General features: G+C 36.0%; 10 protein-coding genes. 8 read left to right on the forward strand and 2 right to left on the reverse strand.

The window, feature by feature from the left end; genetic code table 11:
• Positions 1–362: 362 nt before the first annotated feature.
• The 4 genes from ycaC (at position 363) to GWI68_RS06280 (ending at position 4,173) form a co-directional block, all read left to right on the forward strand.
• Positions 363–986, forward strand: a complete 624-nt coding sequence (gene ycaC, locus GWI68_RS06265) for an isochorismate family cysteine hydrolase YcaC (protein ID WP_166539719.1) — start codon at positions 363–365, stop codon at positions 984–986.
• 127 nt (positions 987–1,113) lie between these two features.
• Positions 1,114–2,310 (forward strand): lactate oxidase, encoded by a 1,197-nt coding sequence (locus GWI68_RS06270; RefSeq protein WP_166539720.1) that lies wholly within the window; start codon positions 1,114–1,116, stop codon positions 2,308–2,310.
• Positions 2,311–2,503: 193 nt separating this feature from the next.
• Positions 2,504–3,607: a hypothetical protein gene (locus GWI68_RS06275; protein ID WP_166539721.1), complete on the forward strand. Its 1,104-nt coding sequence runs from the start codon at positions 2,504–2,506 to the stop codon at positions 3,605–3,607.
• Complete coding sequence (locus GWI68_RS06280; RefSeq protein WP_109409200.1) at positions 3,598–4,173, forward strand: sel1 repeat family protein; 576 nt, start codon at positions 3,598–3,600, stop codon at positions 4,171–4,173. Before GWI68_RS06275 ends, GWI68_RS06280 begins: the two co-directional genes overlap by 10 nt.
• A gap of 113 nt (positions 4,174–4,286) precedes the next feature.
• On the opposite strand, the gene eptB is transcribed toward GWI68_RS06280, so the two are convergent.
• Positions 4,287–5,978 (reverse strand): kdo(2)-lipid A phosphoethanolamine 7''-transferase, encoded by a 1,692-nt coding sequence (eptB, locus tag GWI68_RS06285; RefSeq protein ID WP_166539722.1) that lies wholly within the window; start codon positions 5,976–5,978, stop codon positions 4,287–4,289.
• Between the two features lie 529 nt (positions 5,979–6,507).
• On the opposite strand from eptB, the gene fdhF reads away from it, so the two are divergent.
• The 4 genes from fdhF (at position 6,508) to GWI68_RS06305 (ending at position 12,790) form a co-directional block, all read left to right on the forward strand.
• Positions 6,508–8,652: a formate dehydrogenase subunit alpha gene (fdhF, locus tag GWI68_RS06290; RefSeq protein WP_109409202.1), complete on the forward strand. Its 2,145-nt coding sequence runs from the start codon at positions 6,508–6,510 to the stop codon at positions 8,650–8,652.
• Between the two features lie 298 nt (positions 8,653–8,950).
• Positions 8,951–10,528, forward strand: a complete 1,578-nt coding sequence (locus GWI68_RS06295) for a PTS transporter subunit EIIC (protein ID WP_166539723.1) — start codon at positions 8,951–8,953, stop codon at positions 10,526–10,528.
• A 14-nt stretch (positions 10,529–10,542) separates the two neighbouring features.
• Entirely contained in the window at positions 10,543–11,904 is a 1,362-nt protein-coding gene (locus GWI68_RS06300; RefSeq protein ID WP_166539724.1) for a 6-phospho-alpha-glucosidase, read from the forward strand.
• Between the two features lie 109 nt (positions 11,905–12,013).
• Positions 12,014–12,790, forward strand: a complete 777-nt coding sequence (locus tag GWI68_RS06305; RefSeq protein ID WP_109409205.1) for a MurR/RpiR family transcriptional regulator — start codon at positions 12,014–12,016, stop codon at positions 12,788–12,790.
• Between the two features lie 22 nt (positions 12,791–12,812).
• Here the strand turns inward: GWI68_RS06305 and GWI68_RS06310 are convergent, their stop codons facing one another.
• Positions 12,813–13,700 carry a 2OG-Fe dioxygenase family protein gene (locus tag GWI68_RS06310; protein WP_166539725.1) on the reverse strand — a complete coding sequence of 296 codons (888 nt, stop codon included), beginning with the start codon at positions 13,698–13,700 and terminating at the stop codon, positions 12,813–12,815.
• Positions 13,701–13,838 lie beyond the last annotated feature (138 nt).

Below are 13,838 nucleotides of genomic sequence, written 5' to 3' on the forward strand. Positions count from 1 at the left end.
CTGATAGTAAGTTAGAGACCTTTTAGTTGCGCTTATCTCACCCCCGCCCGCGGGGGTTTTTTTATCTCTTTTTCCAGCCCTAAGACATCAACAAAAATTTTGAATGGTTAAAACAATAATCTTTAGATTCATTTAAGAATGATTACACTTATAATTCTTTTCAACGAAACGAATAAATTTATATAAACCAATAATCAGTTAATTAAATATCGTGATATTTAATTATATTTAAAGTTTACAATCGATTATTTATTAATAATAAATAAATTAAAATGTAAATTTAAAGGGTCTGAGTATTGTCATGTAAATTTGGCGCTATTATTTAATTGAGCCTTAACTCTATTATACTATCGGAGATTATTATGAGCTTTACATATCATCGTATTGATAAAAATAATGCTGCAGTTCTGTTGGTAGACCATCAAGCTGGATTACTCTCTTTAGTAAGAGATATCGAGCCTGATAAATTCAATAATAATGTATTAGCATTAGCTAATGCCGCTAAATACTTTAATTTACCTACCATTTTGACCACCTCATTTGAAGATGGCCCTAATGGCCCTCTAATGCCTCAACTTGTTGAGATGTTCCCGGAAGCTCCTTATATCGCCCGCCCTGGACAAATTAATGCATGGGATAATGAAGACTTTGTAAAAGCAGTTAAAGCGACAGGTAAAAAACAACTAATTATTGCGGGTGTTGTGACTGAGGTTTGTGTTGCATTCCCTGCATTATCAGCACTTGAAGAAGGTTTTGAAGTGTTTGTTGTCACTGATGCTTCAGGGACTTTCAATGCTATTGCTCGTGACTCTGCGTGGGATAGAATGTCAAAAGCAGGGGCACAATTAATTAACTGGTTTGGTTTAGCTTGTGAGTTACACCGTGATTGGCGTAATGATGTTGAAGGATTAGGTGCGCTCTTTGCTAACCATATTCCAGACTATCGTAATCTTATGACAAGCTATAATACTTTAACAAAAAAGTAAGTGATTAATTTAAGTTTTTCCTAAAAATAGGGCTTATATTATTTTTCAGTAAATATAATTTAATGAAAATTAAAATTTATTAAATTATAAATATAATCCCATGATTAAATTAATAAATGGATCAGAAATGAAAAATAAATTATTAAAAACAACCGCTATTGCGATGGCATTAAGCGTGGGCGTTGCACAAGCCGCTGAATATAAAGCAAGTACAGCAGAAGGCCCAATTAAAATAGTTAACCTAAAAGCGATGGAAGCACAAGTTCAGGCGAATATGGAAAAAGGGGCTTTCGGTTATATTCGAGGTGGTGCTGAAGACGAAAATAATTTACGTTCAAATACAACGGCATTTGATAAAAAATATATTATGCCTCGTTCATTACAAGGTATCGAATTTTCTGACTTAGATTTAAAAACAGAATTTTTGGGTATTAAATTAGATACGCCTATTATTCAGGCACCGATGGCAGCTCAAGGGCTTGCACATCAACAAGGCGAAGTCGCCACAGCAAAAGGTATGGCAAAAGCAGGCTCTATTTTTTCATTAAGTACTTATGGTAATAAAACTATTAAAGAAGTGGCAGATGCTCAACCGGGTTATCCTTTCTTTTTCCAGTTGTATATGAGTAAAAATGATGCCTTTAACGAGTATATTTTATCTCAAGCAAAACAGTATGGCGCTAAAGGTATCATTATGACTATCGACTCATCAGTGGGTGGTTATCGTGAAGATGACGTGAAAAATAATTTCCAATTTCCATTAGGTTTTGCCAACTTAGAAGCGTTTGCAAAAATCAGTGATGACAAATCGAAAACAGGTAAAGGTGCGGGTATTAGCGAAATTTATGCTCAAGCTAAACAAGCCTTCACACCCGCAGATATTCAGTATGTGAAAAAAATGTCTGGCTTACCTGTGATTGTAAAAGGTATCGAATCACCTGAAGACGCAGATACGGCAATTAAAGCAGGCGCAGATGCTATTTGGGTTTCTAACCACGGTGGACGTCAATTAGACAGCGCACCAGCCACTATTGATGTATTACCTGCGATTGCAAAAGTGGTAAATAAACGTGTTCCTATCGTTTTTGATAGTGGTGTACGTCGTGGCTCACATGTCTTTAAAGCATTAGCCAGTGGTGCAGATGTTGTCGCTGTTGGTCGTCCAATTCTTTATGGATTAAATTTAGGGGGCGCTGAAGGTGTAAATTCAGTTATCCAACATTTAAATAAAGAATTAAAAATTAATATGATGTTAGGTGGGGCGAAAACAGTAAAAGATATTCAAGCCACTCAACTTTATACTGATGCCAGTTTTAATCAATAATTAAATGTAATTTAGATAATTAAAAACCGCACTTAAGTTAAATATTAAGTGCGGTTTAATTTTCTATTTAAAATTATAACTTAAGATAATATAACGGTATTTTTAATAAATTTAATAACTTTTATTTTTTTTGACTTTTATATAAAAGAGAATTAGTTTTACAGGATTATTTTATAATCAAGGAAAGTTATTAATGGATAATGTAGGACAAGATTTTGGCCTTATAGAACGTGATGAAATAAAAAATAAACATTACCCAATTGTGGATACTATAAAAGTAAATATTGCTCCTTCTGGTACTTTATATACAGATATTAACAATCAAACAAGTAAGTCTTCATTTGGGCATGTCTGGGTGGAATTTAGGGGCGAATCAATAGGCTGGGGTCTTGGTGACACTAAAATGGAAGGCGGCGCTGATAATCTAACGTTTCATGATTCTAAAGGATATGACTCTAATAAAGTGACAAGTATGACGTTTCCATTATATTCACCAGAAATATCTGACCGTATTAGCAATGCTATTGAGCAAATGAAAAATGGAAGTTATCAGCATTTCCCGAGTAGCTATAATTTACTAACTAATAATTGCATTGATTTTGTAAACCATTTATTGGCTTTAACGGAAAATGGTGAGAATAATCCTGACTATATATTGCAGCTAATGGGAGATACACCAAATAAAATTATTGAAAAAATAGAAGAGTATATTCTGGAGCAGCAAGAAGCTGAAACTCCATTAGTTATTGCATTAACAGAGAGTGGGATTTTTACATTACCTGATGATGATAGTATTCATTTTGATCATAATAATGATGAAGTAAAAGAATCGACAGGATGGATAGATAATAATAGTGCATTCCTTGTATTTGATAAAAATAAAAATGGTGTTATAGATAATGGGAATGAAATGTTTGGTAATAATACTTCTAATATATCAGAGGGCTATGCAAAACACGGGTTTGAAGCACTATCTCAATATGATAGCAATCAAGATAATAGAATTGATAAGAGCGATATAATCTGGTCTTCTTTAAATCTATGGATAGATAAAAATATTGATGGAAAAACAGATGCTGATGAATTGATTAAGATTGAGTGCTCAGGCATAGAATCAATAAATTTAAATTATAAGAAAAATGGCGTTATAAATGAAAATGGAAATCAATTTTTATTAACAAGCGATGTTGTATGGAATGATGGCCATCATACTGAAATTTCAGATATTGTATTTAATACCCATTTTTCTTCCCAACAAAATAATACTTTACCTAATAATGGTGACTTATGGCTATAAAAAATAGATGGAGCCAAATCATTTTTTTTAGTATGGCAATTATGTTAAGTGGAAAAATAATGGCTAATATTCTTGTACCAGATAAAGTTTATTTACATGATCCCGATTTTTTATCATCATTTAGTCTTGATATGCCAAATACAGCAGATGAATTTTATGATTTGATAAAACTTGCAGATAATGGAAATAGCGATGCTAATTGGATGGTTGCTACAATCTATGATCAAAGTAATAACGGCTTGGAGGCTGAAAAATATTATCAACGTTCTATTGATAGAAAAGATAATTATTTAGGCCAATCTGCTGTAAATCTAGGCTATATATATGATAAAGCTAATAATATTGAAAAGGCTATGACCCTTTTCCAATTTGCTGGTGATGCAGGATATAGCAATGGATACAAAGCATTGGCAACTGAATATTTTTTAGGTCATTCAATTCCATTAGATTTTGCTAAAGCGAAAGTTTTTTATAAAAAAGCGGCTGATTTAGGTTGTATAGAGTGTCAAGATTATATTAAAAATTGGGATGATACAGTTAAGTTGAGATTAAAAGATTTGGAATAAAATAGAATTCAATTTAATTAAATAATAAAACCCACGCTCAATATTGAACGTGGGTTTTTTCTATCAATTTATTTTTTCTATCAACTTAAAAGAATATTGTTAGTTTAAAAAAATTATTCTTGGGTTGATGGTGTATCACCAAAACATAGGTTATTTTGATTATTAATGCCACCATCAGGTGATGAATAACCCAAGCAACCTAACATTGAATCAAAAATATTATGGTGATAGAACGTGCGCTGTGTATCTTGATTACGTTTTAGGTTATCAAATAACTGTTTATTTTGAGGTTCTGCTAAATAGCTATCTGACATCCACACTAAGAAAGGAACTCTAAATTGTTCCGGTGGAGCAATTTCTTTTGGTGTGCCGTGTAAGCCACCTTTTTCTGAAATAGATTCACCGTGATCGGAGGTATAAAACACAATGGCTTTTTTATCGCGTAATGTGTTGAGTATACCATCAATAAAATAGTCGGTATAAAGAATAGAGTTATCATAAGCATTCACTAACTGCTCTTTAGTACACTCATCATCCACATTTAAACATTCAGGTTGATATTTTTTGAATGATTCAGGGTAACGCTGTGAGTACATAAAATGAGAGCCTTTAGTATGTAAAATCACTAAATGATTTCCCTTTGGATGCTGAGAAACCGCATTTGCTGTTTCAGCAATTAATAAGGTGTCATCAAGCTCTTTACCAAAATTGCTATTTTTTGCTGTCATCATCTCTTTCATGGCGTAGTTATTTAAATCAAGCTTATTGTAAAACCACAATTCACTTTGCATTGAAAAGAGTTCTGATGTCATACCTAGTTGTTTTAGAACTGAGAAAATATTGTTCTCTTTTAATGTCCGTTGGTCGTTACTTTCTGTTCCGTTTTCTCGTACAAACATACATTTTAAAGAGAGCTTTGTTGCGGTATCACAAGAAATACCTTTAAAGGCAACAAGGTTTTTTTCTTGGCTTAATAGAGGATTCGTTTGGCGTTCATACCCTAACAATCCCATATGATCCCATCTTGCTGTTTCACCGATAATAAAGACAACATACACATCTTCATTAGCCTTTGATGGTTGGTATGTGAAGTGTTCGGCAGGATCAAAAATATTTTGGCTATTAAACGTATCGTCATACTGCGTTATTGCATATTGAAATAATGGAATAATCCAATTTGTTGGTAAATATGCATAACTTAAGCCGCCACTATAACTTGGTAAATCCAAATTATTTTTTATTTCATAGGCTTTTTGTCTTGAATCGAGTGTTTTCAAATAGGCAAAAACAGCCAGTGCGATCACAAGCATTTTGGCCGTATTTTTTATCCAGATTTTTTTCTTTTGTTGAGTCGTGAGATTTTTCTCTGGTTTTTTACATAGCCAAATAAGCGCCAATGGCAAAATAGATAAGCCAATAATCCAAATAATTACATTTGGGCTAACCAGCTCTTTAGATAAATCGGTATCGGTGGTGAGTGTTGAAATGATAATACCGTATCCAATGACGACGTCATAAAAAGAAATATAGTAACTAGCGCAAACACTCACGACGAGAATAAAAGAGGCAATTATTTTAAAAAAGAGAGTGCCGAAGAAAGAGAGTAATCGTAATAAGAAGAAGGTGAAGGCAATATTAACGGCAATTTCACCTAGAATATATAATGCATCAATGAGGGGGTTGTTTGTATTCTGTGTGCCGTATCGGCCAATGTAAACGGAAAGATTAAGAAAAAAACCAAGGTAGACTGCTAAAAAAAGGGCAATATTTTCTTTCGAAAACCTTAAAAACTTTAATTTTTGCATGTTCAATTATTATCAAAATGTATGGTGTAGAGGTCTTTATGACCGCGATGTTGTTTTCAGGTTCAGTATTATGTGCTTTTTTTTATTGAAGTTTAAAAATTTTTTATTTGAATAACATTAATATCAAAATTATTAATTTTAAATAGTTTTAGTAGATAGAAATATTGGTAGAGATATTAGGAGATTGTCATCATTATATACGGTAAGACCTTGATAAAGGCAGATAAGAAGGCGTATTTGCTCAATTGTTATTTCTTATCAAATGAAAGATGTTCTTTCGCTATAAGTTCTTATGTATAACGTATATTGATGGAAACGAAAGTCGACATAAATATCGTCATTAGTGTCGATCACCCCCTGTTATTTTATTATTCATTATTTGCTTATTAGTTTATCAAATTTATTTTTCTTTATTTTTCATTGTATTACAAAAAGCTAAAAAAGCGTGCTTATTTGGCACACTCTCTGCATAGATAAAGGAGAGAATCAGGTAATAACCTGAAAGTTGATGAACACAGGAGCAATGTTGATGAAAAAAGTCATCACGGTCTGTCCGTATTGCGCCTCAGGATGCAAAATCTACCTGAAGGTGGAAAACGGTAAAATCATTGGCGCTGAAGGAGCCAATGGTTTAACAAACCAAGGTGAGCTGTGTCTGAAAGGGTATTATGGATGGGATTTTATCCATGATACTAAGATACTGACTCCACGTCTTAAAACACCTATGATCCGTCGTGAAAGAGGCGGAAAATTAGAATCGGTTTCTTGGGAAGAAGCGATTGAGTTTGCCAGTAGCAAACTGCTTGCTATCAAAGAGAAATACGGTGCTAAATCTATTATGACAACCGGTTCATCACGAGGTCCGGGTAACGAAGCTAACTTCGTGATGCAGAAATTTGCTCGTGCGGTTATCGGAAATAATAATATAGACTGCTGTGCTCGTGTCTGACACGGCCCTTCGGTTGCAGGTCTGCAGCGTTCGGTCGGTAATGGTGCTATGAGCAACTCAATCGTCGAGATTGAGGATACCAAATGTCTATTTGTCTTCGGTTATAACGCCGCAGACTCGCATCCTATTGTTGCTCGCCGTATTGTTAAGGCGAAAGAAAAGGGTGCCAAAATTATTGTATGTGACCCTCGTTACATCGAAACAGCACGTTTAGCCGATTTACACTTAGGCTTAAAAAATGGTTCTAACATTGCGCTATTAAATGCGATTGCACATGTGATTATTGAAGAAGGATTGCATGATAAATCCTTTATTGAAAATCACACTGAGCAATTTGAAGAATATTGCAAATTAGTTGAAAGCTATACACCTGAATCAGTTGAAGAAACGACAGGTTTGAGTGCTCAAATCATTCGTGAAGCTGCGCGTATGTACGCAAAAGCAGAAACAGCAACAATTCTTTGGGGAATGGGGGTAACTCAATTCTACCAAGGTGTTGAAACAGTCCGTTCACTGACTAGTTTGGCATTATTAACTGGTAATTTAGGTAAAAAATATGTCGGAGTTGGCCCTGTTCGTGGTCAAAATAACGTACAAGGCGCGTGTGATATGGGGGCATTACCTAACACACTACCGGGTTATCAATACGTTACCGATGAAAAAGCACGTGAGAAATTTGCTAAGTTCTGGGGCATTGAATCAATGCCTGATGAAGTGGGCTATGCGTTGAGTGAAGTTCCTCACAATATCGATCACGGCTTATTAAAAGCTCACTATGTAATGGGTGAAGATCCACTGCAAACTGAGCCTGATTTAGCAACCATCCGTAGAACCTTTGAAAAACTGGATCTTCTGATAGTCCAAGATATCTTTATGACCAAAACGGCAGCGATTGCTGACGTTATTTTCCCTGCAACATCATGGGGTGAGCATGAAGGTGTTTATACTGCGGCAGACCGTGGTTTCCAACGTTTCTATAAAGCGGTTGAACCTGTTGGTGATGTGAAAACAGACTGGCAAATTATCAGTCTGATGGCAACAGCAATGGGCTATCCAATGCATTACAACAATACCAAAGAAATTTGGGATGAGTTGCGTGAGTTATGCCCAATTTATTATGGTGCGACTTACGAAAAAATGGCGGACTTGGCTTATATTCAATGGCCTTGCCCAACAGAAGATAGCCCAGGTACACAATATCTGTACGATGGTGGTAACTTTGATACCCCTAATGGTAAAGGCCAATTCTTTACTTGTGAGTGGGCGCCACCAATTGACAAACTGTCTGATGAATTCCCAATGGTACTGGCAACAGTCCGTGAAGTTGGGCACTACTCTTGCCGTTCAATGACGGGTAACTGTAAAGCATTGGCGGCATTAGCTGATGAGCCAGGTTATGTTCAGTTAAACACTGAAGATGCCAAACAACTAGGAATTAAAGATCAAGAGCTAGTTTGGATACGCTCTCGTCAAGGTAAAGTAATTACGCGTGCTGCAGTCAGTGATAGACCGAATAAAGGCGCGGTATATATGACTTACCAATGGTGGATTGGTGCTTGTAACGAACTGGTTGCGGAAAATTTAAGCCCAATTACTAAAACACCTGAGTATAAATATTGTGCAGTATGTGTTGAGCCAATCAAGGAGCAGGCTCAGGCAGAACACTATGTGAAAACGGAATATAGCAATATTAAACGTCGTTTAAGAGAAGCCGCCGAGGGCTAATTTTATCTGATTAATATTGTTTTTCTGCCTTAAGACCGAGTTTATTGACCTTGTGTCAGTAAGCTCGGTTTTTTTATGATTTTTTATTGTCATCAGATCTTTTTTCTACAGCTTATCGTTAAAAAACCCTTTTTATCTGTCTGAATATTCACCATGCGTTGGCTCACAATAAAAAAAGTAACATGTTACTTTTAACGTAATCCGTTTCTAAATCAAGTGGATAAATTGCTTTTTATTTAAGGCCAGCGCAGGATGCTGTCATGGAAATGAGTGTAAGAAAACAACAACGAGATACCGTATGAAAAAACTCATTAATGCCCTACAAGCGTTTGGTAAATCCTTATATGGACCCGTCTTGATATTACCTATTGTTGGTTTATATATCGCTTTAGGTAACGTCTTTGGCAATGGCAATCTTGCGGAATATATTCCGTTTCTAAATCACCCGGTTATTCAAAGTATTGGACAATTACTCGCAAAATCATCTGTTGCTATTTTAGTCAATTTAGCGCTGATTTTTGCTGTGGGTATTCCTGTTGGCTTAGCAAAAAAAGATAAAGGCTATGCAGGATTAATTGGCTTAGTGGTGTTTGTTATTTTTACAAATGCTATGAATATTACGCTAACACTGCAAGGGAAGTTGGTTAGCACAGAAGAGATGCGAGCTGCAGGCCAAGGCATGGTATTAGGTGTTCAAGTCCTTGAGATGGGGGTATTTGCCGGTATTTTAACAGGTGCAATATCTGGGTGGCTTTATAACCGTTATTCAGGTCGTCAATTTAACGGCATTATGGCTATCTACTCTGGCCACTGCTTTGTCGCCATTATTGCTATTCCATTCACCATTGCACTCGCTGTTTTAATGTGTGAAATCTGGCCTTTTGCTCAGGCAGGTATTACTAAAATGGCACTTGTTATTCATGACTCAGGTGCTTTTGGTGCGCTGATTTATGGATTCTTAGAACGTATTCTTATCCCAACGGGATTACACCATTTAGTTTATACCCCATTCTTGTATACCGAACTAGGCGGTGTTGCTGATGTTTGTGGCACAACTTACCAAGGTGCAAGAAATATCTATTTTGCTGAAATGGCGTGCCCTGAAGTAAAACAACTCAGCAGCACTGTGATTTGGGATGCTCGTGGTATCGCTAAAATGTTCGGTTTAACGGCAGCGGCTGCTGCCATGATCTCTGTGGCCAAAAAAGAGAAAAAGCAGATGGCAAAGGCGATTTTAATTCCTGCGGCTGCAACTTCTTTCTTGTTAGGGGTGACAGAGCCTCTTGAGTTTTCCTTCCTCTTTGTTGCTCCTGTTTTGTTTTTGGTTCACGCCGTATTAACGGGTATTGGCATGATGTTGTTCTACCTATTAGGTGTTCATGCGATTGGTGCAAATGGTGTCATTGACTTCATTTTATATAACTTGCCGTTAGGCACTGAAAAATCAAATTGGCCTATGTATATCGTGGTGGGTTTGATTATGTCAGTTCTCTATTTCGTTATCTTTAGAACCTTGATTTTAAAACTCAATCTTAAAACCCCTGGTCGTGAAGATGATGATGAAGAGACGCGTTTATACAGCAAAGAAGACTATAAGAAAAAAACAGAAACAGTCACTAATCCTGAAGGAATAACTGAAAGTATTAATGAGTTAGGTGAAGAGATTATTGAAGGGCTAGGTGGGCGTGACAATATTGAAGTGGTTGATAATTGTTATACCCGCTTACGAGTCATTGTTAAAAATGTCGATGTAATTCATGAAGATATCTTGAAGAAAACCGGTGCTAAAGGCGTTGTGCGCCACGGTAATAATGTTCAAGTGGTTTATGGATTACATGTGAAAAAAATGCGTGAAGCGGTCGAAGCCGCACTTTAATAGGAGAAAGTAAGATGACGAAATCACCTTTTATCTTAAGTATTGCAGGCGGCGGAAGCACCTATACACCAGGAATTGTAAAAAGCTTAATGGTACGTTTAGAGGATTTTCCACTGAGTGAAATTCGTTTATACGACATTGATAAAGAGCGCCAAGATACGATTGCACCCGTGGTTGAAAAAGTGATCCGTGATCATAGCGATACCATTAAATTTACGGTGACGACAGATCCGGAAACTGCATTTGATGGTGCTCACTTTGTATTTGCCCAAATGCGTGTGGGTCAATACAAAATGCGTGAACAGGATGAAAAAATCCCATTACGTCATGGTGTTGTTGGGCAAGAAACCTGTGGGCCTGGAGGACTTGCTTACGGTTTACGTACTATTTTACCAATGGTTGAGCTAATTGATTTAGTTGAACAATATGCCTCTCCTAAAGCATGGATTGTAAACTATTCCAATCCAGCTGCGATTGTTGCTGAAGGTGTGCGTCGTCTACGCCCTAATGCTCGAGTATTGAATATCTGTGATATGCCTGTTGCGGCAATGCGTAATATGGCCGCTGTATTAAAAGTGGATCGTCATGATTTAGATGTGGATTATTTTGGCTTAAATCATTTTGGTTGGTTTACTTCTGTGCGTGTAAAAGGTGAAGAAAAACTGCCTGAATTACGTGAACATATCGCTAAATATGGTCTTTTAACAGAAGATGCAGCTCAAACTGATCCACAACACTCTGATCCATCATGGGTGAAAACGTGGCGTCATATTCAGCCATTAATGGAAGCATTCCCTGAATATATTCCAAACCCATATTTACAGTACTACTTGATGCCAAATTATATCGTGGAACATCAAGATCCTGACTACACTCGTGCAAACGAAGTGATGGATGGTCGTGAAAAACGCCTGTTTGAAGCTGCTCGAGAATATAAAGAGACGGGAATTTTACCCGATGCATTCCATGTTGGTGTTCATGGTGCCTTTATTGTTGATGTTGCTTGCTCTTTAGCTTTTGATTTACGTCAGCGCCACTTGGTGATTGTTGAAAATAAAGGCGCAATTTCTGATTTACCTTATGATGCGATGGTGGAAGTACCGGCTTATATCACGTCTCACGGCCCTGAACCTATTCGTGTCGGCGATATTCCTCGTTTCCACCGTACTTTGTTAGAGCAACAACTGGCTTCAGAACAATTATTGGTGGAGGCAACCCTTGAAGGTAGCTACGAAAAAGCACTTGAGGCATTTACACTAAATAAAACGGTGCCAAGTGTGATCCACGCGAAGAAGATCCTTGATGATATGATCGAAGCAAATCGAGAATATTGGCCTGAATTACGTAAAGCTTATGTAAATGGTAAGCGTGTTTGATCTGAACACTTGCTGTTAACGAGTAATTGAATAAAAATGCTGTTCTATCACCAGAACAGCATTTTCCTTTTATGTTGGTAAGGACGATGTATCAATTAAGGTAACCGGTATGTCGGCACGATTATCATCTTTACTCTCAAGAGCAACAGAATTAACACGCGCAGAATATCGTATTCTCTCTTATTTAATTGATAACCCAACACAAGTTGGAAAACTTACGATCAGAGCGCTAGCACAAGCCAATTTTGTTTCGACAACGACCATTATGCGACTTTGCCAGAAATTAGGTTTTTCTGGTTATAGTGAGTTAGTTTATTACTGCAAACAATTGTTATCCACGGCTGAAAAATCCCATCAATTGAAAAGTGATGAAAACGAGGTAACAGAGCCTCTTTTTGATCAGTTTTTGGCGAATTATTTAAAAACCTTCACGTTAATTTCAGATGAGAAAAGACACGCTTTTGTTGATTTAATTAACAGCAAGAATTCATTTTTTATTTATGGGGCAGGGTTTTCTCATATATTCTCAGAATATATCAGTAAGCGATTACAGCTGATTGGTAAGGATGCATTTCTCTCAGGATTGAGTGACAGTAAGAATATCTTTATTAATAATGCTTCACGCTATACTGTTTTTATTGCGATATCTCGTAGTGGAGAGACTGAACAAGTGGTTGAAAAGGCGAGAATAGCAAAAAGTATTGGTATGAAGATTGTTGCATTTACTCGCGCAAGTGCCAATCCGTTGGCTGAACTTGCTGATATTCATTTCCCCATTTATGACGATGCAGTGAATTATCATTGTGACACTATCGAAAGCTCGTCCTTTGAATCAAACCTTGTCTTAATTATTGATTTGTTACTTAGCCGAGCTCAACGATTTTAATTTATGTAATAACGATTTATGACTAAGCAACTGACTGATTTAAATAAAGAGTTAAGGGTAAATCAGGGTGTGCATTCATTGAGTCGAATTTATGTGATGGGTGAGTATCAACGGTGGGATAACGAGATAATAAAACCATAAAGTCTTGGTAAGCTTGATTTTTATTATCATGAGTAAAAATAGGTGTACCACTATGATTTAATTCATTATCTGCAATTAATAGAACATCAAGATATTGTGCATTATTGTGTTCATAAAGCACATTTTCAGGGTTAATTTCTTGCCAAGGTGTTCCTATAGCTTCTTGTGGTGAATGGACACGTAAAGCACCAGTATTATCCTTCACATTATGCTTATTCATCATAACAACCATAGTGTGGTCAACTCCATCCTTATGCACTCCTTCAATTGAAAGCTCGCTTAAAGAGTCTGGTTGAGCAATTAATCTTAAATGAAAAACAGTTGATATTGATTTTGGCGATTGTTGATCTGTTAAGTGACGAGGAGTAAATGTATTTCCTTGAATTAATAGCATTTTTAATTTTAACAAGGCTTGATAGGCTGTATTGCTCTGCCAGCGATCATCAAGTGCTCTAAAATGTCTTTGCGCACCACTGTCTTCACGAATAAATCCATCTTCTTCAGTGAGAACAAAAGGTTGATACTCTAATCTGGAGATAGTTTCTATGTCATTATCAAAAAGGTAGCGTCCTGTTCGAGAGTGACGAAACGAAAGAGTAGGATCTTGTGCTAAATAATCGCCGTATTCTATTAGTGTATTGATATCTTTTTCTTCAGCACCTAATTGCTTTATTAAGTTAATAACAACATTTTGGGGAATAAAAACATATTTGTTATTTTTGTATTCCTTTTTTATTTCATTAATTTTATTTATAAGCAGGCTATTCATATATAATATGCTCCATTGATGGTTTATATTATTAATAATTAATTAGAGAAATAATTGATAAAATGTAATCAACTAAATTATAGATAGAGATTAATAAGTTTCAAATTAATAAAAAAAGAGTGTAATTAATTACACTCT

It is taken from the genome of Proteus sp. G2669 (assembly GCF_009915245.1).
Lineage (GTDB): Bacteria > Pseudomonadota > Gammaproteobacteria > Enterobacterales > Enterobacteriaceae > Proteus.

What these genes read in the sequence shown, in the direction of transcription:
- ycaC (WP_166539719.1), top strand. Translation starts at nt 363, where the DNA reads ATGAGCTTTACATATCATCGTATTGATAAAAATAATGCTGCAGTTCTG.
- GWI68_RS06270 (WP_166539720.1), top strand. Translation starts at nt 1,114, where the DNA reads ATGAAAAATAAATTATTAAAAACAACCGCTATTGCGATGGCATTAAGC.
- GWI68_RS06275 (WP_166539721.1), top strand. Translation starts at nt 2,504, where the DNA reads ATGGATAATGTAGGACAAGATTTTGGCCTTATAGAACGTGATGAAATA.
- GWI68_RS06280 (WP_109409200.1), top strand. Translation starts at nt 3,598, where the DNA reads ATGGCTATAAAAAATAGATGGAGCCAAATCATTTTTTTTAGTATGGCA.
- eptB (WP_166539722.1), bottom strand. Translation starts at nt 5,978, where the DNA reads ATGCAAAAATTAAAGTTTTTAAGGTTTTCGAAAGAAAATATTGCCCTT.
- GWI68_RS06295 (WP_166539723.1), top strand. Translation starts at nt 8,951, where the DNA reads ATGAAAAAACTCATTAATGCCCTACAAGCGTTTGGTAAATCCTTATAT.
- GWI68_RS06300 (WP_166539724.1), top strand. Translation starts at nt 10,543, where the DNA reads ATGACGAAATCACCTTTTATCTTAAGTATTGCAGGCGGCGGAAGCACC.
- GWI68_RS06305 (WP_109409205.1), top strand. Translation starts at nt 12,014, where the DNA reads ATGTCGGCACGATTATCATCTTTACTCTCAAGAGCAACAGAATTAACA.
- GWI68_RS06310 (WP_166539725.1), bottom strand. Translation starts at nt 13,700, where the DNA reads ATGAATAGCCTGCTTATAAATAAAATTAATGAAATAAAAAAGGAATAC.